This window comes from Paenibacillus sp. JT31N7 (genome assembly GCF_059692095.1).
The window spans coordinates 161,491-187,290 of the sequence record NZ_JCAUAT010000002.1 but is presented as its reverse complement, the minus strand read 5'-3'; the positions used below and the strand labels follow the sequence as shown (position 1 = coordinate 187,290).

The 25,800-nt window shown below is 44.4% G+C and carries 16 protein-coding genes and 2 pseudogenes; 8 read left to right on the top strand and 10 right to left on the bottom strand.

The genetic code is table 11. From position 1 onward, the window contains the following. Positions 1-46 precede the first annotated feature (46 nt). The 3 genes from AC58P5_RS11090 to AC58P5_RS11080 all read right to left on the bottom strand — a co-directional run bounded on the left by AC58P5_RS11090 (position 47) and on the right by AC58P5_RS11080 (position 3,866). On the bottom strand, positions 47-1,993 hold the full coding sequence (locus AC58P5_RS11090; RefSeq protein WP_497386353.1) for an AraC family transcriptional regulator: 1,947 nt from the start codon (positions 1,991-1,993) through the stop codon (positions 47-49). A 284-nt stretch (positions 1,994-2,277) separates the two neighbouring features. Next, positions 2,278-2,946: a FusB/FusC family EF-G-binding protein gene (locus AC58P5_RS11085; RefSeq protein ID WP_497386351.1), complete on the bottom strand. Its 669-nt coding sequence runs from the start codon at positions 2,944-2,946 to the stop codon at positions 2,278-2,280. 485 nt (positions 2,947-3,431) lie between these two features. Then, complete coding sequence (locus AC58P5_RS11080) at positions 3,432-3,866, bottom strand: Lrp/AsnC family transcriptional regulator (RefSeq protein WP_497386350.1); 435 nt, start codon at positions 3,864-3,866, stop codon at positions 3,432-3,434. Positions 3,867-4,013: 147 nt separating this feature from the next. Here AC58P5_RS11080 and AC58P5_RS11075 point away from each other — a divergent pair, with 147 nt between their 5' ends. Together AC58P5_RS11075 and AC58P5_RS11070 are read left to right on the top strand one after the other, a co-directional pair. After that, positions 4,014-5,030 (top strand): oxidoreductase, encoded by a 1,017-nt coding sequence (locus AC58P5_RS11075; RefSeq protein ID WP_497386348.1) that lies wholly within the window; start codon positions 4,014-4,016, stop codon positions 5,028-5,030. Further along, positions 5,009-5,767 (top strand): annotated as a pseudogene (locus tag AC58P5_RS11070) (Rpn family recombination-promoting nuclease/putative transposase); the annotation flags it as partial. The gene AC58P5_RS11075 and the pseudogene AC58P5_RS11070, both read left to right, overlap by 22 nt. A 306-nt stretch (positions 5,768-6,073) precedes the next feature. Here the strand turns inward: AC58P5_RS11070 and AC58P5_RS11065 are convergent. From AC58P5_RS11065 to AC58P5_RS11050, 4 genes are all read right to left on the bottom strand, one after another. Further along, positions 6,074-7,819 carry a UvrD-helicase domain-containing protein gene (locus AC58P5_RS11065; RefSeq protein ID WP_497386346.1) on the bottom strand — a complete coding sequence of 582 codons (1,746 nt, stop codon included), beginning with the start codon at positions 7,817-7,819 and terminating at the stop codon, positions 6,074-6,076. 2 nt (positions 7,820-7,821) lie between these two features. Next, positions 7,822-9,942 carry an ATP-dependent nuclease gene (locus AC58P5_RS11060; protein WP_497386344.1) on the bottom strand — a complete coding sequence of 707 codons (2,121 nt, stop codon included), beginning with the start codon at positions 9,940-9,942 and terminating at the stop codon, positions 7,822-7,824. A 621-nt stretch (positions 9,943-10,563) separates the two neighbouring features. After that, positions 10,564-11,283 (bottom strand): SDR family NAD(P)-dependent oxidoreductase, encoded by a 720-nt coding sequence (locus tag AC58P5_RS11055; RefSeq protein ID WP_497386342.1) that lies wholly within the window; start codon positions 11,281-11,283, stop codon positions 10,564-10,566. Between the two features lie 330 nt (positions 11,284-11,613). Continuing rightward, positions 11,614-11,760: a hypothetical protein gene (locus AC58P5_RS11050; RefSeq protein WP_156972824.1), complete on the bottom strand. Its 147-nt coding sequence runs from the start codon at positions 11,758-11,760 to the stop codon at positions 11,614-11,616. 523 nt (positions 11,761-12,283) lie between these two features. Here AC58P5_RS11050 and AC58P5_RS11045 point away from each other — a divergent pair. The 6 genes from AC58P5_RS11045 to AC58P5_RS11020 all read left to right on the top strand — a co-directional run bounded on the left by AC58P5_RS11045 (position 12,284) and on the right by AC58P5_RS11020 (position 23,081). Continuing rightward, complete coding sequence (locus tag AC58P5_RS11045; RefSeq protein ID WP_497386340.1) at positions 12,284-13,717, top strand: SWIM zinc finger family protein; 1,434 nt, start codon at positions 12,284-12,286, stop codon at positions 13,715-13,717. 19 nt (positions 13,718-13,736) lie between these two features. Next, positions 13,737-15,602, top strand: a complete 1,866-nt coding sequence (locus tag AC58P5_RS11040; protein ID WP_497386338.1) for a HEAT repeat domain-containing protein — start codon at positions 13,737-13,739, stop codon at positions 15,600-15,602. Continuing rightward, the gene (locus tag AC58P5_RS11035; RefSeq protein WP_377661468.1) at positions 15,599-16,696 is read left to right on the top strand and encodes an ATP-binding protein; all 1,098 of its coding nucleotides are present in this window, start codon (positions 15,599-15,601) and stop codon (positions 16,694-16,696) included. The genes AC58P5_RS11040 and AC58P5_RS11035 overlap by 4 nt, the downstream gene beginning before the upstream one ends. Beyond that, positions 16,654-19,041, top strand: a complete 2,388-nt coding sequence (locus tag AC58P5_RS11030; protein ID WP_497386336.1) for a DUF5682 family protein — start codon at positions 16,654-16,656, stop codon at positions 19,039-19,041. Before AC58P5_RS11035 ends, AC58P5_RS11030 begins: the two co-directional genes overlap by 43 nt. Positions 19,042-19,044: 3 nt before the next feature. Then, positions 19,045-20,256 (top strand): VWA domain-containing protein, encoded by a 1,212-nt coding sequence (locus AC58P5_RS11025; protein ID WP_452534918.1) that lies wholly within the window; start codon positions 19,045-19,047, stop codon positions 20,254-20,256. Between the two features lie 959 nt (positions 20,257-21,215). Beyond that, on the top strand, positions 21,216-23,081 hold the full coding sequence (locus AC58P5_RS11020) for a leucine-rich repeat domain-containing protein (RefSeq protein ID WP_497386334.1): 1,866 nt from the start codon (positions 21,216-21,218) through the stop codon (positions 23,079-23,081). Positions 23,082-23,277: 196 nt separating this feature from the next. Here the strand turns inward: AC58P5_RS11020 and AC58P5_RS11015 are convergent, their stop codons facing one another. The 3 genes and pseudogenes from AC58P5_RS11015 to AC58P5_RS11005 all read right to left on the bottom strand — a co-directional run bounded on the left by AC58P5_RS11015 (position 23,278) and on the right by AC58P5_RS11005 (position 25,364). After that, on the bottom strand, positions 23,278-24,270 hold the full coding sequence (locus tag AC58P5_RS11015; protein WP_497386332.1) for an SPFH domain-containing protein: 993 nt from the start codon (positions 24,268-24,270) through the stop codon (positions 23,278-23,280). Positions 24,271-24,292: 22 nt separating this feature from the next. After that, positions 24,293-24,615: pseudogene (locus tag AC58P5_RS11010) on the bottom strand (TPM domain-containing protein); the annotation flags it as partial. Between the two features lie 59 nt (positions 24,616-24,674). Further along, positions 24,675-25,364, bottom strand: a complete 690-nt coding sequence (locus tag AC58P5_RS11005) for a PspA/IM30 family protein (RefSeq protein ID WP_497386330.1) — start codon at positions 25,362-25,364, stop codon at positions 24,675-24,677. Between the last annotated feature and the right edge of the window lie 436 nt (positions 25,365-25,800).

Sequence of the window (25,800 nt, the reverse complement as noted above, 5' to 3'; positions counted from 1 at the left end):
ATGGACTGGAACACCAGAAGCCGTTAACTCGGGGCCTAGGGACGTATCAAAATTTGGAAGCATTGTTCAGCAGGCTGTTCGTGACATAATCCAGTTGAGCGCTCAGCGAATAGAGGTCGGTGTAATAAAACAAGCCGAACGGCGCTTCGATTATACGGCCAGCCTTAACAGCGGGAATTCTGTTCCAGACCGGATGATCCATAAGATTGTCCATTCCTTCCCAGGTGCTGCGCAGCAAGAAATCTCCGATATATTGAGGAATCACTTCCAGAGAGACCGTTTCGCTTTCCACTTTTTTCGCATGATCGATTTTCTTCTGGATGATCTCCGGAGCTTTCATTCCCAAATAATCGTAGACAATTTGAGAACCGCGCCCATACTGTTTGCTTTCAATAACCAGCATTCCTTTCCTCTCACCTTCTACGATGGATACAGTCTTATCCAGAAGTCCGGCCGTCTGAAGCTTCTCTCTGCTTGCCTTAACCTTATCGTTAAACGCCTCCATAAACTGATCGGCTTCCTTCTTTTTGCCAAAAACTTCCCCAAGCTTATGTATCCTTTCCTCTGTTGTTATCTGGTCTGCAGGGATGAAAACGGTTGGGGCGATATCCTTTAATTTTTTATAGCTATTTTCAGAGGAGACAATAATCAGATCGGGTTCAAGGGATAACACGGCTTCGGGGCTGGCTTCGTCCCAGTGGCCCAGCGATTGTACACCCTTTAATTGCTCTGAAAAAGCGGCCCCGTCATATATTTCGGATATGCCGACCGGATTAATCCCGAGGGCAACGACATCGCCCAACATGTACAAAACAACAACACGTTTGGGCTCCGCCGGAACGACTACATCTCCTTTAACCGTCGAAACGGTGCGAGTCTCCGTACTTATCTTATCGGGATAAGGGGAAGCGGATGCCGATACATTCGTCGTAGATGCAGAGGAATTGGATGCCGGGTTTACCCCTCCCGAGCAAGCGTTGAGCAGTAAAGTCAAGCTGATCAATGTTCCGAGGATCAATGATGATTTTTTAATCCTTTTCATAGTAAGAAACCCTCCGTCGCTATATTGGTAATGATTATCATTATCACTATAACGGCGTAAGTTGAGCAGGCCAATGGACGATCTGGAAATGGCCGATGGATTATCTTGCGGTGCAAGATTTTCCCGTGCCAGTGCCTGATAACGAGAAGGAGACAAACCGGTGTATTTCTTGAACAGCCGGCTGAAGTAGTACTCGTCTGAATACCCCACATGTTGCGCAATTACCCCCAAAGTCGCATCTGTTTCCGAGAGCAGCTTCCTAGCTTCGTTAATGCGATATTGAATCAAATACTCAATAGGACTCGTTCCGGTTTGTTGTTTGAATTTCATGGACAGATAGCGGGGACTGTATTTGTACTGACGGGCAAGGAGATCCAGAGAAATTACCTCATGGTAGTGGGTATGAAGGTACTGAGTTACCATGGACACGAGATCTTTCTGACTGCTGTCGGACTCGGCCGCTATCCTATGCTGGATGACTTCATGGACAAACTGATAAAACATTCCTTTAATTTGTAAACTTCCAAGGCTGCCGGAACTTTTCAATGTCCGCTTCATCGACGATATTAAAATGAACAGGGTACGCGGTTCGTCAGGCTCGAATCCGTACTGGATTTCGAACGGGCTCCTATGCTCCAGCCAATCCCTTAATTTCCTCCAGTTTGTGAACGCTAACTTAGCTTTGTAGAAAAGAAGGTAAAATTCAAATTCTTCCTTTGCTTCGATCTCCAAATTCATTCCTTTGGCACCGTGAAGCAAATAATATTGCCGTGTCCGGTGAACGATGCCATCCAACTGAAGATTCGCGGCCCCCCGGGTTCCGTATATATATGCATTTGCAGGCAGTCGGTAATCCTCCAGCCGTTCTCCCGGATTCATAACCGTGTGCCTGATATCGAAAATTTTAACTGCGGTTTGATTCCATATGGCAACTTGTTCATCGAATTTCATGACGGATCTCCTCTGAGGCGCAGCTTTCCAATAGTATAATTGAAAATGATTCTCAATAAAAGAGGAGGGAGACTTAACTTTCTTACTTAGCCGGGTAACGATGGCGGTTCTGCGAAAGAAATGCCTCATTGGCAAGCATGCCGCAGGCTTCGGACCGTTTCCTGTCCAAACGCCAAGAGCCCGCCAACAGGGCGGGCTCCGGATGTTCATTCCTTCTTGCGTGTCCTTACGCTTCCTTCAGGACGCTTAAGAACAAGACGATGAAGAAGGATAGGAGGACTAATTTAAGATTCAGATTCAGTGTATCCAACTACCTCACGGACAAATTTATTGAGGGCAGTGTCATTCGTGATGTTCTGATTGCAGACGGTACTGTCTACACACAGGTAGTTCCCAATCGCCTTATAGTAATCGGATGGTGCCTTGGCCGGTCTTGATTTCGTGACCGCGGTAAACAGCGCCACTTCTTCGTGCTTGTTGCACAGAAAGCAAACACCTTTGTTCGCCGGTGTATATCGTCCTTCGATGCCGATCAGTTTCCCGTTCAACGGGTAGACGAGAAACAATTTATTCGTCGCGATGTCGGTCCAGCCCAGATAAGTGACATAGCGGTAGTCGATTTCGGACAGGTCGGGAATTTTCAGTTTCTTGTTCTTCGGAAAAAGCTTGGCTAGCTGCTTACCCGCCAGTGCCGGGAACGGTGCCAAGTAAGATTCCAGCGATTCCGGAAAAAGCTTGCAGTCTTCTGCGGTACGCAATTCCGAAATCTTCTCCAGCAATTGTTTTTGAGGGTCGTCTGCATCCGGGAATGCTTCAAGCAGCTTGAATGGAGCGCTGGCTTTTACCGATGCCACGACTTTCGGATCGGAAACGGTTTCGTACGTTTTCTGAAGCAGAAGACTCTGCTTTTTAATGACATTATATTGATGGTTTCTAATAAATGGTTGTATCATGGCTTTCAGCCCCTTATTTTTTATTCAAGCTAAAAAAATAAGTGCAAAGCCCATTATTAGAAACGATATAAGCTTAATCGGGCGACTATGTTATCGTGAACCGTCCGCCCATGCAAAGTATCGCCCCATAATCAGGCTTCGCATGAGCCGTATCTTGTACCGGCAATTTGATTTGCCATTTGTACCAACCTCCTTTTACCCGACCATTATAATGGCGAGCGGGCATCGTAGCAAGGCCGAAAACAGGTATAAAAAAGTTTTACCAGTGTGGAGGCAATCCTTCCTCTTTTCTGTCGTTGGGAAGAACGAAGAACGACTTGGAAGCAGACGCGGTTACAAAAAGGGAACGACCGTTAGCGGGTAGGACGATAGAAAGTTGGGATTTATATCGGCAGCGGAAGCCGCGAACTACCGATTCAAGGACTACCGGCAAACCCAAACGCCCGCCGTTCATAGGCAGAGGCTTATGCTCGTTTAGCGCAGCATTACAGGCCGCTCCTTACTAGACTTTTATCCTCAAATGCGGTCGATAGCACAATCAAAGTCGTTGAAAAGCCGAAAGCGCTGCATTCATCGAGAAAGTGGGTCAACGATTCCGTCGTTTCGCTCAGCACTTTCATTAAAAAGTTATACTCCCCGCTGATCCGGTAGAGATCGACGATCTCAGGAGATTTTTCGCTGAAAGCGGCGAAGCCTTTGCAATCGGTCGTTTTGAACAAAACAAACGCCGTGGTCTGCTTGCCGAGCTTCGGGGGAGAAAGCTTTGCGCGGTAGCCCGTAATAACTCCCTGCTCTTCTAATTTTCGCAGTCTTTCGGTTACGGCCGGCTGTGACATCGCGATCATCCGGCTCATCTCGGAGATGGGGATCCGGGCATTTTCGTGCATCAAAGATAAAATTTTTGAGTCGATTTGGTCCATACTAGCAAACACCTCATTATTAAAGGTAATAGTAAGCATACAGCTTGATAACTTAGTTATTTATACTTATCTTCCTTAATAATACTATGTGATACGGATGTATTTCATTATAAAATGTCATTAACCATTCGCGAAGGAGAATGAAAGATGACAAGGACCTTAAACGACCCGATAACTATCGGCGGAATCACGCTAAAAAACCGGCTGATCATGGCGCCGCTGCAGCAGTATAAAGGAACTCCAGAAGCATTTGCCGCCGCACATCACATCGAGCATTACGGGCGCAGAGCGAGGCATGTGGGACTTATCGTTTTGGAATCCACGGCAGTTTCTTCGAATGGAAGACTGTGGGCAAACGATATCGGCATCTATACGGACCGGCACGTGCAGGCGCTGCGGAAAGTGACGGATGCTGTCCATGCGCACGACACCCCGGTTTTTATCCAACTGTCGCACGGGGGAAGAAAATCTTCGCCGGAGGTTACGGCTACTTTGGTCGCGCCGAGTGCGATTGCATTCGACGATCAATACGGCATGCCGCAAGAACTATCGGTAGAGAGCATCCATAACATCGTCCAGGAGTACCGTATGGCGGCAAGGCGAAGTGTAGAAGCGGAATTTGACGGAATAGAGATTCATGCGGCGCACGGGTTTTTAATTCATCAGTTCTTATCGCCTCTGTCCAATAAGCGGACCGATGCCTATGGAGGAAGTTCCGGGAACAGGGCGAGGTTTTTGAAGGAGGTTCTCAGGGCGGTCAGGGAAGAAGTCGGCAGAGACTATCCCGTCATCGTTCGGATTTCGGCCACAGACTACAGCGAAGGTGGACTGATCCCTGAAGAATGGGCGCGCATGTTAAAGCCGCTGGAGTCCGAACTGGACGCTATCCATGTGTCTTCGGGCGGGATTCTCCCGGTACAGCCCAGCGACGTATACACCGCGTATCAGCTGCCTCATGCGGCCGCGATCAAGCAGCATTTCGAAATTCCGGTCATTGCCGTCGGGAAGATTTATACCCGGAGTCTTGCCGACCGCATCCTTGAGGACGGATTGGCAGACGTTATCGCCATCGGCCGTCCACTCTTGGAGGACCCGGATTACGCGGAGGGGTTGTTGATGGTGAGGGAGACGGCCGGGAGCGAGAAAATAAAGATGTCCTGCTGACTTTTTTGAACCGCACTTTTGCGGAATCAGGTGAGCCGCCGTTAACTGAAATTGTTCTGCTTAACCCGTATACGGAAAAGGATGCTCCTCTTGACAAACAATCCATCTTTGACATTTGGGCGAAAACGGCAGAAGGTAAATTGATTAACATCGAGATGCAGCTTTTTAATAAATATGATATCGAAAAGCGGACGCTTTATTACTGGAGTAAACGGTACTCCGGCCAGCTGCAGGAAGGGCAAACCTACAAGGAATTGAAAAAATGCGTTACGATTAAATTACTCATTTATTTCCAATGACCGGTATCATAATGTCTATCATTTGAGGGAAGATCATACGGGGCTGGAGCTTTGTGACGATATCGAAGTCCATTTTATGGAGTTGTCCAAGCTGGACGATAAGTCTGCTCCGGTCGAAGGCGGTTTAATCAACTGGCTATTGTTCTTGAAGGGTGCAGACAAATCCAATTGGGAGGTGCTGAAAATGAATGAACCGACTCTGAAAAAAGCCATGGATACGTTGGAGTTTCTTAGCCAGGACCGGGAAGCCCGCTGATTGAATGGGCGACGGAAAAGGGCATGGCTAGAGGCATGGCTAAAGGAATAGCCGAAGGAGAGCAAAAGAAGGCTGTCCAAATTGCTAAGAATATGCTTGCCTTGGGGCTTCAGGTTTCAGTCATCGCCAAGGCTAGCGGTCTCACCGAAGCTGATGTTGAATCGTTAAAATCGGTACAATAGAGCAACGATCATTTAGAGATTTTTCCACGCGGACTGAATCCGTGGGTTTCGGCCTATGGTAAAACAATAAAAGCACTCTAGCGAGTGCTTTTTGTCTTATATGGCAAGGGGATCGAACCCCTGACCTCATCGCTGCCAATGGAGAGATGGGGTCTTTTAAGTTAAGGAAAAAGCGGGGGATACCTTGCAGGAAAAATCCTCTTTGAATTTTATGTTTCTACGTTCGAGTGTCCCCACGGCGCTTGGAAAAGAAAAAGTGTAACCAAAATGTGACCATGTAAAGACGAACTGACTGTTTACTTTTCCCTAAGAGTCAAAATTAAATTGCAAGCCATTTAGTTGCTTATTGACCTCAGGATATCTATCGCGACCGTCCTCAGAAATCAAGTGCAAATTTTTTTTTGCACGTGAGCAAATAACATACAACAGCTTTTTTGAAGAACTTTCAGCTATTTGAGATTGATATTTCAAAGAACTATGAGGCACAAGTCCTTCAAGCAAACCATAAGCTATTACAGTTTCAAACTCTTCTCCTTTAACTCCTTGACAAGTGTTGACAACAACCCCTTTGTGTTGTTTAAACATATTTCGAAAGCTTTCCACACCCATTGAAGTTTGAGAAAGTTCTCGCTGCAAGCGCTGTTTCACACCAGCAAAAAATGACTCATAATGTTCTCGCAACAAATCATGTTCTTTTAAAACAATATTAAGATTCTTAAGAAATTTATTAAAACTCTCCTTCAAAAATTGTTCTCCATCTGTTTTTTTGGAATGAATTGAGTTTGTTAGATTTAGCAATCCATTAGCCGAAAGGTCAATTGGACTTCCTATAAATTGATTTAGTTCCTTTACAACTTCAGTTGCCCATCTTATTCGATTAAGATACATATTAGGGCTAGGTTGAGTAAGGAAAAGACGAGCGACCTTAAACCAGAAATTTTCTGCACGTCTTGGAAGAGGTGAAAGCCCAGGCGCATCAAAGTGAATATCAGGCAATAACGCTTTTAACCTTCTAGCCATTGGAACCAGCAGCATCCATTGAGGAGCAATAACACATATTTCATTCATCGGAACACCGTTATCGAGATTCCATTTAATTAATCTTGCAATTTCATTGCTTAATTCCTCTACATTTACTGTATCGTTAAAGGTAATATTTCCGTATTCAGATGCGTTTTTACCTAGCGCAGTTATCTGAGAATTAGTAAGTTGAAAAGTTCTGTACAGATCAATTATTCTTTGCGAAGATCTATAATTGCCCGATAAATTGCAATGTGTTACAGGATAGCCGCCGATCTCATTAATTATTTCTTCTAATGATTTTGCCACCCCACCAAGAGTATCAAATATGGCTTGGTCGGGATCTCCTACTAGTAATATCCTTGTTTTCCCTTTATCAGATCGAATTATCTTACTAATAATTGCATATTGAAGATCTGAAGTATCTTGATACTCGTCTACCAGAAACATAGAAAATAAATTAGAGAGCGTTTCTGCTATTTTGGGCTTTTCTAGTAGAATACGATATGCGATATACAATATCATATCAAAATCTATTAATTTATTTTGATTCAGATGATTGTGATAATCGACAATCAATCTATCTTTTCTTGGGGAGCTATTGATTACATCACCATTACGATTAAATTTTGTATTTATACTATCGTAATATTTAAAACCATAGTTCGATTTCAAAGTGTTCATAAGAGATTCTTGCCTAAACTCGTCAATTACTGTAAAACCATTTTTAGTTTTGTCATTATAACCTGCATAAGATTTCAAAACCCACTCTAAACAAAAAGAATGAACAGTCCCAGTCCAAAGGTTTTCAGTATCGATATTCATCGAATCTATTCTCTTTTGTATCTCATCGGCAGCCCTATTTGTAAATGTTATTGCTATTATATATTTACTAGACTCTATTTTCGAAAGTTCATATGCAATTTTTCTTGTTAGTGTACGTGTTTTCCCACTTCCTGGACATGCAGTAACCAACACATTTCCTTCAGCTTCTACAATATCTCTCTGTTCTGGATTAAGATCTTCAAACATAACTATAGCCTCATTTTCGCTAGGAGCAGTGATACCGGATCATTCGGCAGAAATTTTCTATATAAACTCATGTACTCAGCAATATATATTGAATGTTCTAATTGCATATCATCAAGCTGTTTTTTTTCATTCATAGCCGATACATAATCCTCGTCTTTACGTTTAACACCTTCATTAATCCGAAAATCAGCCATTTTTTCGAAATGACTATCTGTTAGGTGAGCACATGAAAACGCCACTGCTTCTAAAATATAGTCTGGAATGTAGGTCAGAAAATTCAAACGTTCAGCAATTAAAAGCGCTAACCAACCTTTTCCGACTTTCTTTGCTAACCTAAGTACCTCAGTTCCCGATTTGGTTACATCCAATAATTCAAGTAACTCAGTAGACTTCTCTATATCTGAATCTCTCTCATAAATTTGATCTAAGCATCCTACTATCTCGAATGCATTATGCTTCAATAAAAAATCCACCTCAAAGGTATACGTAGCATAGAATGGCTGCACCCATTTATTGGTCTGAAACATACTATCAAGGGCTATTCGTCTTCTCTCTCCAGCTATTTGTGACGCTCTACATTTTTTTTGGAATAAATTATCACTTTCAGGATCGTCATGTAATGGGACAATTGATTTATCTAAATCTGTTACAATTGCACAATAACGTTGAATTCTTTCTTCATTAAATAATTTAGCAATATGAGAAAAAACAGTACTGTTTACACTGACGAGACTAACTCCAATTTCATCCAAACTAATATTGAAAATTTCTTTAAACATTGCTGGAATTAAAATAAGTTCTGAATCGCCTTCTACTAGTATTATTCCTTTAGCAAATAAAACTGTTGATCTGACAGCATCCAAGTACCTTTCTATTTTCACAATTTCATCTTCTTCTAGACCGTTACTCGGTTGAAAAACTGCTGATTCGTGATTTCGCTTTGCAAGAATATTTACAGCCCCAATTTTATTAGCTGCTGAAATATGTGTTGAGTGCGTTGATATAATGACTTGTGTATTATGATAGTTGGTTTTATCAAAAAGAGTTTTTTGTACATGAGTATGAATATGAGCCTCGGGTTCTTCAATTAAAAGAAAATGAACACTCTTTTCTCTAGACAATTTCAATTCATATTCAAGTAACTTCAAACTAATATAAATTATATTTGCTCCACCTAAACTCAATTCACTGAGTTGCCCCTGATAACCCTCATCATCTGAATCACCTACCCACAAGGTAAGAGATTGAAGTAGTTTTTCAAGATCAGATGGTAACTGCGACTTAATATCTATTACAGGAGAATATGTTATACCAACAGTATTCTGTAAAGTAGATACAATACGTGATTTCATGTGTTGAACTTCATCTAAGCTACTAATAGTTGAATTTAAACTATTTACTTGTTCAAGGATGTGCTCTCCTTCTATTTTTTCACTCATACCACGCATGAGACTAAGAAGTGGATTGTTTTTAGTATTTCGTAATTCGTAAACTGCATCACGTAATGCTTTTATATAAGTACATGTTACTTCGTTGTATAGCGAGAATTTATATACTGGGACTCCCAAATAATCTTGAGCTTCAATGGATGGATCTGGAAACACAACTTGATCAAAATTTCCTACGTATTTGTTATATACTTTGTCATTAGAAAAATCAGCTGTACCACGGCAAGTGAATATTACTTCATAATCATCCAAAGTAATATTAGTTAAGAAGGAAAATAAATCATCTTTTTTCCTGCCGTTTTTAGTAATCTCAAAAAGCTTCTGACGAATTGCTTTTTTGGGGCGAAAATACATACAATATGATCCTTTAGAATTTCCATCCATGTGCTCTATTCCATGCGAAATACTTTGTACTCCTTCACTATTATTTAGGTCAGAGAACTCCATATTAATTATTATCCAATGGCCTTTCCAACTAATATTGCGATTAAAATCGCTTTCGTTAAATTTAATTATTCTAGGTAAATCGTTATCTAGTAAAAGTCTCATAGCGTAAAAAACATTAGTTTTTCCAGCCCCATTTTCACCTAGTAAGGTATTAACTCCATCTACAAATTTGAATGTGCTATTTTTAAAATTTCTGAAGTTTCTCAAATTGATTTTGGAAATGTACACCGCGCTCACCATCTATTCTCATTATAATTCGCCCCTTAAAGACTCTAATAATGATCATTCGACAATATACATCATTTTCCTTTTGTGAAAAATGAGTATTATATCAGATGAAATTTATATATTGTACACCTGATACCTATACTGATAGGTAATTGGCTAAAGGTAATCAATACGCTGGATACGAGCAAACGTGTTCAGTCTTTTTATTCCCTGATGATTTATAAGGGGGTAAACTTTGTGAAAAATCGTAATGAAGAGTTGAAAAACGACCTCAAATCATAACTATCTCGGCATAGAAAAAAGCCATTAAACACTCGGAAATTCCTGTGTTTAAAGGCTTTTTTGACTTATATGGAGCCTAGGGGGATGTCCGAATCTTGATCTAAACGGCTGACGAAGCTAATTCGGCGCAGCATTCTAGCGGAAGATTCGGACGCCGTGCTCTTCCACGGAAGCAAAGCTTCGAAGCTATTCACTCGTTCCGTGCGCGCGGACTGAACCCTGAACCCTCGGGGTTTGGCCCCCTGGACATAAAAAATGGCACTACAAATGTAGTGGCGTTTTACTTATGGAGCCTAGGGGGATGTCCGAATCTTTGATTAAACGTCAGACGAAGCTAATTTATGCATTCAAATCGCTCATTGCTGGAATATGAATTTCTTTAACACAGGAAACCCTAGAGAGGTTGACGACGCATTTCACAATTGAGACAATATCCTGTACAGGAATTCTTGTGCCGTTATATTCAGCAATCGCTTTGTCCGCACCATCCTCATAAGGAATTTCTGCTGCCAGTTCGCCCGGATTCACACAAGTGACCGCAATGCCATCCTTACGAACATGTTCTCGCAGTGCATGAGTAATGCCACGCAGACCGAACTTGGAAGCTACAAATGATACCTGGTTGTTATTCGTATGGTCCAGTCCCGCTGTGGAGCCAATTAGAATAATTTTACCCGCTTCTGATTTGCGAAGATTAGGCAGTACAGCCTGTATGCAGGTAATTGTTGAAGTTATATTCACATTTATAATGTTGGCAATGTCACTTGCCTCATCCTTGTCAAAAGTATATGGAGCCTCAAACCCTTCTTTTTCCCAAATTCCTACGTTATAAATTAGAACATCGATCTTCTCCGTTTGAATGCCCTTTGATATGACTTGCGCAACATCCGGCTGCGCCAGATCGGCAGCAATCCATATCCGCTTTATGCCATCATTGAGATCCAGACTGCCCGGCCTGCTTCTGGAGACGATCCATACTTGATCACCATGTTCAGGCAAACCTTTCACAAATGCGTCTCCCAGACCCTTACTTGCCCCAAAAATAAGATAGCTTCTCATACTGTATCCTTTCCTCATGTTAATCATTCTATATTCAAGTGTACTATACTAGCTGCGGACTCTCCACTGCTCACAGGATTGATCCAATGTCAAGGTGGAGCCTAGGGGGATGTCCTTTGATTAAACGGCTGACGAAGCTAACACGGCGCAGCATACTAGCGGAAGATTCGGACGCCGTGCTCCTCCACGGAAGCAAAGCTTCGAAGCTATTCATTCGTTCCGTGCCCGCGGACTGAACCCCTGACCTCATCGCTGCCAGTGGAGAGATGGCGTTTTTATGTTAAGGAAAGAGCGGAGGAATAGCTCCAGATCTTTATTTTATTTTTCATCTCAAAACGCTTCGACACAGACATAATCTCCACAACCATTTGAGAAAGGCAAGGAGCGATTCGTCCCTGGCTGCAGCAGCTTCACATATCTCCCGTCGCGAAACAGCAAACCTCGCTCGTCTTCTTGAATGGTGATTTTCGTAAACATAGGTATCCCCCTTTAAAATGTTGGGAGGGAACGCTTTGTGACGAATTTCGTATTGTAAGACGAGTCTCGAAAACGATTCGCTTCTCCAGTCCGAAGTGTTCGTGATTTTGGCGCTGTCGTCCCATTTATTCCGCGGATTGCTAAGCTCAACTGCAGTGTGTATAGGAAGCCACCGACTATCCCTCGACTATTCCGCAATTTGTTGTGAATTCGATTCCTAGTCGAATGCTCATTGAAGAGCGCAAAGTCTAGAAAGGACTGCTTTCTATTGGTAGAATCGAGGCCGCTGCACATACAGAATACGAAGCACCTAACAGTTGTCCGCACTGCGGGAGTGTCCTGAGCTCAATGCCTGGGTATGCTTGTCGATCAACGATCCATCATTATCATGTCATGAATGCAAGGGAACGAACAGGGTGGGAGTATGGCGAAGCGAAAAGAAAGACGAGACTATCGAACAAAAGGATTACGAGGCAGGGTGTGGAATTTTTGAAGAAAGAAAACTTTTTAGGTGAGGGACTCCATGATCAATTTATCGGAAGCGTATGTAGACAGTTTGGCGCATAACAGCGCCGCAATGAAAAACGGCAAAGACTTGTTCAAGAAAAAAAGCTTCACGAAACTTTGCAAGACGGAGGATGGCAAGCTTTTATTCGGAGAGTGCAAAGGAAGCGGGAAAGAACCGTATCGCTGCTCCGTCGACTGGATGACCGAGGGACAGCCGGTGTTTCGCTGCTCATGTCCAAGCCGCCAGTTCCCGTGTAAGCATTTGCTCGGCTTGATGTATGCTTATGCAGCCGAAACGCCTTTCGAGACAGCACCGATTCCGGAAGATATTATGGGAAAAAGGGAGAAGGTCGAAAAGCGGGAGCAGAAGAAAAGTGAGGCGACCAGTAAAGAAAAGCCGACGAAACGGAAGACGAGCAAATCGGCACTGCTAAAAAAAATAGGAGCACAGCTCGAAGGGATTGCTATTTTTGAGAAGCTGCTTCATCAAATCGTACAATCAGGATTAGGCAGTTTGGATAAGCAAATGTTGAAAATGATTGAAGATCAAGCGAAACAGCTTGGCAATTATTATATACCAGGCATCCAGACGGCAATGCGCAATCTCATTGTGCTGCTTCGATCCGATGAGGAACAAGAAACGATCTATGCCAAGGCGTCCGCTTACTTATCCACGCTGCATACGTTACTCAAGAAAAGCCGCGGCTATTTGCAGCAAAAATTGGACAATCCGGAACAAGCGCCTGAATTGGACTCCACGATTGAGGAATGGATCGGTCATGCTTGGCAGCTGGCGGAGCTGCGCGAATGCGGCAGAGTTCAAAGCGATCGGGACCTAATGCAGCTGAGCTTTAACTCCTATGCGGATGAGGCAAGAGGGGAATACGTCGACGAATCATTCTGGGCGGATGTGGAATCAGGCACCGTTTATACAACAAGGACGTACCGTCCGTTCCGTGCAGCGAAGTTTATCAAGGAAGAAGATTCTTACTTTGCAATTGTGAATGTGAAAGAGCTTATGATTTACCCGGGCGAGCTGAATTGCAGAATTCGCTGGGAAGGGGCAGTTCCGCGTCCAGTAACAGAGCAAGATTTCCAGGCTGTGAAATCCAAAGCACTGTCCTCCGTTACGGAAGCGGTCAAAATCGTTAAAAATCAAATCAAAAACCCGCTGTCGGATAAATGTCCCGTCCTATTGCTCGCTTATGATCAGCTGATGCACAGCAGCAATGGACCCGTCTTATTGGACGGACAAGGCAAAGAACTGCAGCTCTCGGATTTAGAATCGGTGGAACAGTCAACAGCTCATATGCTGCCGATGCTTCATCAAGACGTGCTCAAGCAGCAAGCCGCTGTAGTCAGATTTGAGCATGATATGGATAATAACCGGCTGCATGCCCAATTGCTAAGCATCGTCACAGATCAAGGCATCATTCGATTGCTTTATTAAGGAAGAGGAGAAGACATACATGAGTATCGATCTGTTATTTGATTTGAATCGGGAGGTTCGCAGACTGTTCATTGCGGGCAGCGGAATGGCTGCGGGCGATTTTAACTTGAAGAAAATACTGCCTCAGCTGCATAAGTTTGGAGAGTCGGCGGCAGTGTTCAAACGAATCGCGCAAGCGGTGCAGGAAGTATTGGAGTCGAATCGGGAGGATGGCGCGGTTAAGCTGCTGGATTTGGGCACGCTGCTAACTTCTGTATTATATACGCAAGGAAAAACAGAACCGCAAACTGAACGCCATGCTATAGCGGGAACGCAAATCCAAATTGGCACTAACATTCCTTATCGCAAGCTGCAGCCACTTATTGAAGCGCTGAACACTAAAGGCTCGGGAAGATGGGAAGTGATTCATCAGGCACATGAGGAGGGTCTTTTTAACGATTTCCGTGTCATGTTTTCGGCAGTAGACGCCTTGGATGACGGCTACTCGGAAATTGCTGATTTTATCCATAATCAAGTACTGCTCGCTTATGGACCGGAAATATTGCCTGTGCTGCACCAGCAATTCAGACAACAAGGCGGCAAGGGAGATGCCCGGCGACTGGAGCATATTTATCGTTTGCAGCAGGAAGAAGGGCTTGATCTGTATTTAGCTGCGGCTCAAGAGGGATCTGTCGAGGTTCGTGCGGCTGCGATTAAAATTTTAGGCCATTTTGCCGATCAAGAGTCGTTTATTTTGGAGCAGGCGGACGATAAGAAGAAAGAAATTCGAGAGGCGGCTTATCATGCGCTGTCGACTTTGGGCACGGAACAAGCGCTCGATCGTCTGTTTGCTGTGTTGAAGTCGAAAGATCGGGAAATGGCCGTTGAGCCGATTCGCAGGTCCAGCTCTTTTCGTCTTGCGAATCAAGTTATTGCTCATGCGGATGCTGCCTTCGAACGTATTCTTGTTTCACTGGCGCAAGAGAAAACAAAAGTGACGGAGAATGAGGCAGACAAGGAGAAAAAGAAAGAAAAGAACAAAGAGCTGGAGAAGGCTGTCGAAGAGCTCCATGTAGATCTGCAAAGCTTGGATGGATTTGAAAGTGAGGAAGTGTATACGCTTCTTACCAAGCTGTTATCCACACCGGGATTTGTCAGTCAGCATACTTATTGGCTTCAAAACATGGCGGTCAACATGCTGCAAAATATGCAATATTCGGAGGCACTTCCATTTGTGCTCGATTTGCAAGATAAACATAAAAAGGCTTTCATCTGCAACAGCCTGTGGGCAGCTTTCAAGCTGCTATCGCCAGCGGATGTTTATGAAAGATTCGCGCCGGAATTTGAGGAGCGCTCCAGGAAAACAGTTAAGGAACTGCTGGATTATATACCACGCATCATTCCGAACATGGTGCGTCAACTAAATGCCGATCTAGAAGAAGAGCAGCAATGGACGCAAAACTGGGACGCAAGATGGATTGATTTGTTTATGAAAATGAATCAAGATGACTTGGTGTGCAGACTTGTGTACGGCACGGCAACACGTCCGAGTTCGACAGTTATTACTTATTTGATTCATAAATGTAAAAATCAACTTGATCTTTCAAATGACAATACGGCCCAAATGCTCATCACATTACTCAAGCTAGGGCATGAGGAAGCACCTGATCTGGTGATGGAAGCGCTGGAGAATGGAGGAATTAAACGATATTACTATCTATACTCGAATTCGCTTCTATTCCATTTATTCCATATGTTGCCATATACTTATGCAGATCAATTGGAGCATTTCGCTCAGTCGCCAAAAGGAGAGCGATTTAAAGAACAATTAATGGAAATTGTCGAGAACCTTCGAGCTAAGCAAGCAGAAGGAACGGTTGAAGCACAGAAAGGAATGAGCGTATGAGTTCAAATCAAGAGCAAAATGTCGTTAGATTGCCGGCAGAGCGTCTGTATGCCGCAGAAATAGAAGCACTGAAAAGTGTCGATAAAGACAGTAAACCGGCTGGCTGGCAGCTTTCGCCGAAAGCGGTGTTAACTTTCATTACTGGGGGCAAAGCGGGCGATGTCACCATTACACCGAAATATATCGGGAATCGCAGACTTGTTGAAATGGCAATTGCTACATTGCTGACAGATCGTGCGCTGTTGCTAATTGGCGAGCCGGGAACGGCGAAATCGTGGCTGTCGGAAAATTTGACGGCAGCCATTCATGGTGATTCTTCGAAAGTGATTCAAGGTACGGCCGGAACTAGCGAAGAGCAAATTCGTTATTCCTGGAATTATGCGATGCTGCTTGCGCAAGGGCCTTCCGAGCAGGCGATTATTAAAAGTCCAATTTATCGCGCGATGGAAACAGGAGGGATTGCCCGATTTGAAGAAATTTCGCGCTGCGCTTCCGAAGTGCAAGATGCGCTCATTTCAATTTTGTCTGAAAAAACGATTTCCGTTCCTGAGTTGGGAAGCGAGGTTTCGGCAGCACGTGGTTTCTCTGTCATAGCTACCGCCAATACGCGCGATCGTGGCGTTAACGACATGTCAGCAGCATTGAAGCGCCGTTTCAACATAATTGTGCTGCCTGCACCATCGGATTTGGATACGGAAGTGGACATCGTATGCAAGCGCGTAGCTGAAATTTCGGCGAGTTATGAGCTGAAGGCGTCCTTACCGGATGATGAGGCGGTACGCAAAGTCGTCACGATTTTCAGGGAGCTTCGAAGCGGCATGACAATGGACGGCAAAGAGAAAGTGAAGCCGACAAGTGGGGTTATTTCGACAGCGGAAGCTATTTCCTTGTTAACGGGCAGTATGGCGCTTGCCGGCAGCTTTGGCAGCGGCACCATCAGCGATGAAGATATTGCCGCAGGCTTGCAAGGTGCGATCGTGAAGGATGAGGAGAAGGACAAGCTCGTCTGGAAGGAATATTTGGAAAATGTAATGAAGAAGCGGGGATCGACATGGCGGAGCCTGTACAACGTCTGCTCGGAACTGAACGGGTGAGCGAAAAAAAACGAGTGAATGTGTTCGGCATTCGGCATTTATCACCGGCGGGCGCGTACCATCTGCGAGCCCTTCTGGAAGAAAAGCAGCCGACGGCTATTCTGGTCGAAGGTCCGAGCGATGCGAACGATTATATTCATCAGCTGACGATGAGCGGAGTCAAACCGCCAGTCGCGCTGCTCGCTTATACGGAGGAACTGCCGGTGCGCACGCTCATTTACCCTTTTGCAAGCTATTCGCCTGAGTACGAGGCTTTTCGGTGGGCGAAACAGCATGGCATTCATGCGGAATTTATGGACCTGCCCTCGACGATTTCGCTGACTTTGTATGAGAATCGAAAAGGCGCTGGATGCAAGGCGAAAGCAGAAGCGGTGCAAGCGGGCGAAGGAAAGAATGAGACGAGCGATCGCGCGAGTTATGTTCAATTGCAAAATAAAATGTATGAACAAATCACCGAACTTTCGGGCGAACCGGACTATGAAGCGTATTGGGAGCGCTATTTTGAGCATTGTACAAGTAAAGAGGCGTACCGCGAGGCGATCGATCATTACTCGATTCAGATGAGAGCGCTAATGCAAGAAGCCGAGCAGAGTCTTGCGCCGGAAGAAGCGGCCTACAACGAAATACGCGAAGCTTACATGCGGAGAAAAATCGAGGAGACGATCCGCTCAGGTCACGCACCTGAAAAAATCGTCGTCGTCACCGGTGCACATCACGCTTCAGCACTGCGCCCTGAATTGCCGCCTATGACCGATCGCGAGCTGGAAGGACTGCCTAAAGTTCGTACGAAAATTACGCTGATGCCTTACTCTTACTATAAGCTTTCAACATATTCAGGTTATGGAGCCGGCAATCAGGCGCCTGCCTATTACGAACTTTTCTGGACATGCTTGCAGCAAAATGAACTGTGGAAACTTCCGACGTTGTATTTATCGAAAGTAGCTGCTTACTTGCGTGATCAAGGGACTTATCGTTCGACTGCTTCGGTCATTGAAGGGGTTCGATTGGCGCAAGCTCTGGCCGTCATGCATGATGGAACTTCGCCGACTTGGAGGGAATTGCGCGATGCGGCGATCGTTTTGATGGGGTACGGGGAATTGTCCGTTATTTCAGAAGCTTTGGCCAGAACGGATGTTGGTACAGCTATTGGCAGCTTGCCGGACGGAGTCAGCCAAACGCCCATTCAAGATGATCTTAATCGCGAGCTGAAGCGGTTTAAGCTGGAGAAATACAAAACGACGGTAGCCACAACGCTCGAGCTTGATTTGCGTGAAAATCGCCGTGTCAAAACGGTTGAAGCCGCTTTTATCGATTTGAATCGGTCCGTGCTCCTGCATCGACTGGAATTGCTCGGCATCAGCTTTGTAAAAAAACAGCATGTCAGTCAGGCTTCGGCTTCTTGGGCGGAAAATTGGGTGCTGCAGTGGTCGCCGGAGGCAGAAATTGAAGCGGTTGAATCGACCTTGAAAGGGGAGACGATTGAGCTTGCAGCCGCGTTCGTTATTCATGAAAAGCTGCAGGCATGCGCCGACATTGCCGAAGCATCTCGAATCATTCGCCTCGCCTGCACATCTGATTTGCCAAGCTTAATGGAGCAGGCAAGAGGAGTGCTGCAGGAGCTTGCCGTCGATTCAGGAAACTTCGAACAAATCGCTTCGGCAGCTTTGGAATTGTCCGTTTTAATTGGATACGGCTCCATCCGCCGAATCGCGACGGATTCGCTCATTCCGCTGCTTGAGCAGCTGTTTCTTCGGGGTTCGCTCCTTCTTGTCGATGCTGCGAACTGCAATGACGAGGCGGCCAAAACGATGGCAAGCGCTATTCAAACGTTCCACAGCATCGCGCAGGAACATTACGAAATCGTCGACGATCAGATTTGGCTGCAGAAGCTGCGCGAATTATCAATGCGTGACGATCGCAATGCGAAACTGTCGGGACTCGCTTTTGCCATTTTGCTGGAACGAAATGAAGTGGATGAAGTGAGAAGCGCGCAGGAAATGTCGCGAAGATTATCACCGGGCATTCCGGCAGATCTTGGAGCAGGATGGTTCGAGGGGCTTGCCATGCGCAACCGGTACGCTTTGTTGTCGCGCAGCTTTTTGTGGGAGCAGCTCGATGCTTATATTCAATCGCTTGAGAATGAGCAATTTTATCGCTCGCTCGTCTTTTTGCGGAGAGCTTTCGGGACGTTTGAAGCAAGAGAGAAGGCGAACATCGCTGAGCTCATGGGGGAACTATGGGGGCTTGGCGCCATTGCGACTGGCGAAGCCTTGCAGCGTCCGCTTGGGGAAGAAGAGAAGGAGAAACTCGATGAACTTAATGACTTTGATTTCGGAGACTTATAAGCGATGACGGCGGACAATTTGGAAAAGATGAAAAGGTGGCGCTTGATTCTAGGCGCAGCGACTGAAGAGAAGTTGAAGTCTTTTGACAGTACGCTAGCGCAGCTTTTGGATGAGGAAGCACGGATTATGGATGAAGCGCTTGCGGCCATTTACGATGATACACAGTTGATTGACGACTCATCTCGTTCGGGTCAAAAAGGGCAGACAAGAGCTGCGGGTCTCGGTTCTTCTTCTCCAAAGATTGCCAAATGGCTCGGCGATATTCGGACGTTTTTTCCGCCAGATGTCGTTTCGGTCATTCAAGCTGACGCCATTGAGCGTAAAGGGCTGACGCAATTGCTTTTTGAACCGGAGCTGCTGTCGCAAGTAAAGCCGGATGTACAAATGGTTGCGACCCTGATGTCACTTAAAGGAAGAATCCCTGAACAAACGAAAGAAACGGCTAGACAGCTTGTCAAAGCAGTTGTGGATGAAATTATGAAGCGGATGTCTGAAGATCTCCGGCGAGCTGTAACGGGGGCACTCAACCGTAGAAAACATTCCCCCATTCCATCCGTGACGGGACTCGATTGGAATACGACGATTCGCAAAAATTTGAAACATTACGATACGAACCGCAAGCTGCTCATCCCGGAAAAAGTATATTTCTTCGACCGGGCCCGCAAAAGCAAGGAATGGACGGTCATTCTTGATATTGACCAGAGCGGCTCAATGGCAAACTCCGTCATTTACGCTTCCATCGTCGGCTCGATCTTCGCAAGTATGCCTTCGCTCGAAACGAAGGTCGTAGCTTTTGACACCGAGGTAGTCGATTTAAGTGAGCAGTGCGCGAATGACCCGGTTGATATGCTTTTTGGCATCCAGCTTGGCGGCGGGACCGACATTAACAAATCGGTTGCTTACTGCGAGCAATTTATTAAAGAACCGCAGAAGACGCTGTTCATACTCGTCTCTGATCTTTATGAGTTCGGGAATCGTTCTGAGTTTCTGCGAAGAATGGATGAGCTTCATCAAGCAGGCGTCAAAGTACTCTGTTTGTTAGCGCTGTCTGATGAAGGTGTTCCTTCCTACGACGAGGCGATCGCCAAAAGGCTTGCTTCTTACGGAATCCCATCTTTTGGATGTTCACCAGACCGGCTGCCTGAACTGATCGAAGGCGCGCTGAAAGGAATGGACTTGGTGCAGCTGAGTGCACGTGTTGGAGAGAAGAAGTAGCAATCCGTTACGAGAGACAACTGGCAGGAAGCGATTCGTTTACAAATTAAGCCGGAGCAGATGGAATTTGCACCAATGGCGGTCGTTTGCAGAAGCAGGCGAGCGCATCGGTAACGATTTCGTGATGAAGCTGGCCGCGCGTCAGAGTTGTTGAGTTAAGTTTCAAGCCGACCGTAAACGTGTTAAACTGAGGAATATCGAAAATTCCTTTTGTTCTCACTTGAAAATCGTGTGGAAATAGCCTGACTAACTCAAAAAAATTTTTGCTATAGTATAATTTTTGCACATTAAAAAACCTCTAAACACTCGTAAATCCTTGTGTTTAGAGGTTTTTTTACGTATGGAGCCCAGGGGGATGTCCGAATCTTTGATTAAACGGCTAACGAAGCTTAACTCGGCGCAGTATTCTAGCGGAAGATTCGGACGCCGTGCTCCTCCACGGAAGTAAAGCTCTGAAGCGTATTCATTCGTTCCGTGCGCGCGGACTGAACCCCTGACCTCATCGCTGCCAGTGGTGCGTAAGGGTTTTGTAGGTAACAGTTACTGTGTTAAAAATCCTTGTGTGACAAGGCTTTTTAGATTTTTTTGTTTTACGTTCGAGTGCGCCGCGGCGTACGAAAATGCGAAAGTGTGACCAGGAGTCTGACCAAGGGATAATAACTGCTCCCGTTGATACGCCTTGTAATTAAGATTTATACTTTAACATTTGGTTAGCCGAATAAGGGATTTTCTTAGTTTAACATTTTGTGTGTCATTTAATCTCGAAATATGTTGGCTAGCACTCCCAGGTGAAGATAACTTACATGTAATGAAAATGTTGACATTTATATTTTAGACAACTAAGCTTAATTGAAAAATAAATATAATAGATGTGGGGGACATTTTATTCTATTTTTTGGCTATATAAAACGAATGATAGAATTTTCCATAATAGATAAGGATATTAGGAGGGGTGGCCAGTGGAATTTATTAAATTAAATTGTCCAAATTGTAATGGGAAAATTGAATATAAAGAAGGGCAAACGTTCAAATGTCCTTATTGTGAAACTGAATTAATGTTGAAGGAGAATAACGTCTATTATGTTGATCAGACGATTAATAATTATTATGGAACATCTCCTGCCAAAGCACGGCCAAAATCGAACTCAAAGATCCTCCTATTGCCGTTCATTATCATTTGTGCGGTAGTTGGATATTTCTTTTTGGCCAACAATCAAACAGAATACAGCATTCAAAAAAAGGTACCTATCCGAACGATGCCTGAAAGCGAAGCTCTCCTGTTCTTCCTAAAGGATATTTTTAATAAAGGGGCAGCGATGCCAACAGAAGAGGAAATCGCAACGATCCGCTATTTGTCTGCTTACCGTGATAACGATCAGTGGCACATAGGCTACAGCTTTGACGATCCGTTCACGAATGAGCAAGCTGAGATTTCCAGCTATGTAATCAAAGATAAGCTGTTGAATAAACAAAGAATCGAACAAAAAGACTTTGAGGCATTTAGCGGGCTATCCGTTTTAAATCTGAACGGTGAATACGAAATTACACAAAGTGACCAAGTTAGCTTTCGACATTTACAAGGGCTGAAAAGCTATAAAGGCGGCTTTAACGAATCATTTAGTTCGTTTGCACATTATTTTGGCGATAAAGCTAATATCGTAGAACTTTCCACACAAATTCGAAGTAATGAGGAAATGGCTTTATTATTACAGTTCCCGAATCTGCAGTCGCTTGAAATTTCATATGCCGATAAGTCTGTTACCGACTTCCATATCTTGAACCAGCTTTCATCATTAAAATCCTTGTCTTTAAAAATGATCAATGATTTGAAGTGGCTGTCTTCATTAACTGGTTTAACGTCATTAACACTCGATAATAGTGATGCGACAGATTTCAGTGCGTTTTATGCTCTAAGTCAATTGCAAGAGTTAAAGCTAACGTTGGTCAGAAATTTAAAAACACTTGATTTTTTACAAAATATGCCGAAGCTGCAGTCGCTTGATATTGAAAATGCTGGCATTACGAATTTAGAACACCTGAGAAATAAGCAATCGTTAACTAAGCTGCGGTTAGCTTCTCTCTATCGAGTGGAATCTTTTAAAGTTGTGAATAGTCTGCCTTCACTGACCGAATTGACAATAACGGGTTACAGTGGCACTGCATCACCGATCACAGCACCAAATTTAAAGCAAGCGGTATTAACAGACTCATTCTTGCCAAAGGTAGAGGCGCCCACTTTAAAATCTTTAACAGTTTACCTCGGGTCGATTGATAATCTGGATGGGGCAGATTTAGTGAAATTTCCCCAACTGACACAGCTTTCATTGATGAAGCGTGGAGAATTTGCAGGCATTAGTTCTTTAAACCGTCTGCCGAATTTGCAAACACTGAATTTGAATGAGACGACTTTTTTCAGTGAAACGAGTGCATTATTCAATTTGCAGCATGTAAAAACATTAAATTGTAATAAATGTTCGTTTCAATTAAATGGTGAGAAGCCGTTTGCGAATAACACGCTGGAACATTTAACGTTGAATAACCCATCTTTTCGCATAGGCAATGGAGACTGGCTGCATGAAACAGACAAGATGATGCCTTACTTTGCTGATTTTACGGCTCTGCGTTCATTTACGATGCAGGATACCTCGCTTGGATCGTTAAGTTTTATGAAAAATTGGCAGCAAATTGAGGAGCTTCATTTGGAAAATAACGCGATTTCTAATATTGAGCCATTAGTGAACCTGCCCAAACTTCAGAAGCTATATATTTTTGGGAATCAAGTGCAAAACAAATCTGTTGTTGACAAGGGAATTTTGATTTATTGAGGTAACGAGCTTATTAAATTACAACAGCCACGCAAGGTTCGTTATTACTTGGAATGCAGAGATCCCGACTTTGACGCCAAGCGTGCCGAAGTTTTGTGCGTGTACCAGCAAGTGGAATACATTTTGGAAAATGAAGAGTTGAGACCGCTCTGCGATGTGTACTTATCCCTTTTCATCGTTGGTCAAAATCTTTGATTCAACTTATATAGCTCAACTTCTGCCCGCAATTCGGACAGAAGTTGGCCCCTTCATTCTCCGTGCCGCAGTTCGGGCAGAAGTTCAGCTTTTTCCCTTCGGACGCCTGCGCCGAGGGCGTTGGAGCAGGATCAGCCGAAGGCTTTTGACCTGCGTTCATATGTTTCATCATTTCATTCGCGATGTTCATTCCCATCATCATACCGGCCATGTCCGAAGCGGCGCCGCTGCCTTTTACGTTGCCGGATGCCATGCCGTCCGTCATAGCGACCTGCTGATATTTTGGCAGATTGCCGATCATTTCGTAGGAAGCCGTCTTCGTGATCTTATCCTGAATTTCTTGAGGATAATTGAAGCTCATCACATGAAATCCTGTAATCGTCATCCCGTTGTCTATCACTTGCATATCAAGATCTTCGCGGATACCTTTGGCAATATCGGATGCATTTGCCTGCAGGTTGAACATGTCCTTCCCTTCCTTACTGATCCACTTCATTAATAACTGATCCAGTACGGAAGTAATCCAGATTTTGACGTCTTCGACAAGATAACTTTCCTTTATCCCGGCTATCTTATCAATAAGCGTAACGTAGTCGTTCACTTTAAAATTGAATGTGCCGTAAGCGCGAATCGGCATGCCGCCTGGGAGCTGCGGTGTCGGGATCAGAACAGGATTTTGCGTTCCCCACTTGACGGTAAACTCCTTCGTATTGACGAATAAGACTTCCACTCTCATCCCGCTGTTAAAGCCAAATTTAGACACTTTCAACGTTGATAAGAACGGAATGATCTCGGAAGCAATGTTATAATCACCTTCATCCTCGAAAATCCCTTCTATCTTGCCGTTATTGACGAAAATCGCGTTTTGACCAGGGCGGATCACCAGCTTGCTTCCTTTTTTAATCTCCCGGTTACTCCACTTCCAAAAAATCATATCATCTTTAAACTCTTCCCATTCTACAACATTTGCAAATTGATTTCTGAAAAAAGACATTTCTTATCCATCCCTTCAAGTAAAATGATCCTCTGCCGCCGCTATGCGAATGACCGCCTCCGGTAGTCCCTCCGCCTCCGCCGCCTGAGCTTCCTCCATTGTTCTTGGGGATCTTCGGTTTCGTTGTGGTCGTATGAAGGTACTGGTCTCGATGCACCAGAACCCCTGAAGTGCCTGCATCCTCGTAGGTCTTCTGATTCATCGTGACACGTCCGCCCGAGTTATAAACCATTATGCCGACAACAATCCCCCGAAACCCAGTGATACGATCAATTGAAACCAGAAATTGTATAGGATATTGTCGTGGTCCACCTTTGGGCGGAATCCCATATACTTATGGACGGTTGAATAAACGTTTGGTAATCGATAACCGACATCTGCTTCCCTCTGTTACAAAGAAACTGTTATTGCTTCTTTTTCATTCTTTCTTTGATTGCGGCCAGTTCATCTTCAGTGTTTGTATTCGTACTCGTATTTGTATTTTTTTCATATTGCTCGAACAGATCATCAAGATTGTCCTTCTTTTCAGACCGAAGTTCGGCAATGGCCATAGCCTCGTCATGGGCTCTGTTCACCTTTTCTTCCATGGTGTCGAAAATAGCATCAATACGGCCACCTGTGGGCGAGCCGATGGCATTCAATCTTTGCTGGGCTTTGGCCGCAGCCATTTTCCCCTTCAGGTTTACGCGCCGTGCTTCCAACTGCCTGATATCCGATTCCAGTTTGTCCTGTATTTGCTTCATACTGGCGACATTCGAAGAAGCTAAGTCATACGAGGCTTGCAGTTGTGATTCTTTTTCTGCCAGCGGCGCCTTCTTCTCCAAGAATTTCATTGCATCCCCGTCATCGCCGGCTTCCACGGCCTTTTCGGCATAATTTTGCAGCTTTCTGATCTCGGCCTTACAATCATCCAGCGCTCTCTTCACTCTTCTCTCTTCCGCCAGAACCGAAGCTGTTTCCGCTTTAACCTGGCCCAGGTCGCTGTTCAAGCTATGCATGAAGTTATCGATCGTCTTCTCCAGATCTTCGGACTTTTCCAATAAAGCACTAATATTGCTGGCCATAATATCTCTAAACCTCGATAAGATTCCCATAAGGACCTCCCGTAAAATATAGGATTACTCTTATAATACATTTTATTTGGGCAAAAGGGTTCATTTTCTGGATTGTTTTTACGGTTCAAAACCAAAACCGGCGTCTCACGGAAGATGAAGGTTGGTCATAACGTTTGTCACCAAACACGACCTAGCTGCCCTTATCAACACAAGTTTCTGATTAATTGATTTTGTAAGCGTGTTGGGGCAGATACGGCGACTTTTCCTTGGTTAATCTATTGGGTTTGCTGTTTGTTGTCTTGGGCATCACCTCTTTTCGTTTGGATTAGGGTAAAGTTTACCCTTATCGGTGGGAGAAGTCGCAGGAATAAAGATAATTCTCTAATAGTCATTCAGTACGCCCGGCCTGCCGTTCATCGGCTGTACGGTTGACGTGGTAGTTTTTATTGTTATCCCATAAAATATCATGGGTATT

What these genes read in the sequence shown, in the direction of transcription:
- AC58P5_RS11035 (WP_377661468.1), top strand. Translation starts at nt 15,599, where the DNA reads ATGAGTTCAAATCAAGAGCAAAATGTCGTTAGATTGCCGGCAGAGCGT.
- AC58P5_RS11025 (WP_452534918.1), top strand. Translation starts at nt 19,045, where the DNA reads ATGACGGCGGACAATTTGGAAAAGATGAAAAGGTGGCGCTTGATTCTA.
- AC58P5_RS11065 (WP_497386346.1), bottom strand. Translation starts at nt 7,819, where the DNA reads ATGTTTGAAGATCTTAATCCAGAACAGAGAGATATTGTAGAAGCTGAA.
- AC58P5_RS11040 (WP_497386338.1), top strand. Translation starts at nt 13,737, where the DNA reads ATGAGTATCGATCTGTTATTTGATTTGAATCGGGAGGTTCGCAGACTG.
- AC58P5_RS11075 (WP_497386348.1), top strand. Translation starts at nt 4,014, where the DNA reads ATGACAAGGACCTTAAACGACCCGATAACTATCGGCGGAATCACGCTA.
- AC58P5_RS11090 (WP_497386353.1), bottom strand. Translation starts at nt 1,993, where the DNA reads ATGAAATTCGATGAACAAGTTGCCATATGGAATCAAACCGCAGTTAAA.
- AC58P5_RS11050 (WP_156972824.1), bottom strand. Translation starts at nt 11,760, where the DNA reads ATGTTTACGAAAATCACCATTCAAGAAGACGAGCGAGGTTTGCTGTTT.
- AC58P5_RS11015 (WP_497386332.1), bottom strand. Translation starts at nt 24,270, where the DNA reads ATGTCTTTTTTCAGAAATCAATTTGCAAATGTTGTAGAATGGGAAGAG.
- AC58P5_RS11055 (WP_497386342.1), bottom strand. Translation starts at nt 11,283, where the DNA reads ATGAGAAGCTATCTTATTTTTGGGGCAAGTAAGGGTCTGGGAGACGCA.
- AC58P5_RS11005 (WP_497386330.1), bottom strand. Translation starts at nt 25,364, where the DNA reads ATGGGAATCTTATCGAGGTTTAGAGATATTATGGCCAGCAATATTAGT.
- AC58P5_RS11080 (WP_497386350.1), bottom strand. Translation starts at nt 3,866, where the DNA reads ATGGACCAAATCGACTCAAAAATTTTATCTTTGATGCACGAAAATGCC.
- AC58P5_RS11045 (WP_497386340.1), top strand. Translation starts at nt 12,284, where the DNA reads ATGATCAATTTATCGGAAGCGTATGTAGACAGTTTGGCGCATAACAGC.
- AC58P5_RS11085 (WP_497386351.1), bottom strand. Translation starts at nt 2,946, where the DNA reads ATGATACAACCATTTATTAGAAACCATCAATATAATGTCATTAAAAAG.
- AC58P5_RS11030 (WP_497386336.1), top strand. Translation starts at nt 16,654, where the DNA reads ATGGCGGAGCCTGTACAACGTCTGCTCGGAACTGAACGGGTGAGCGAA.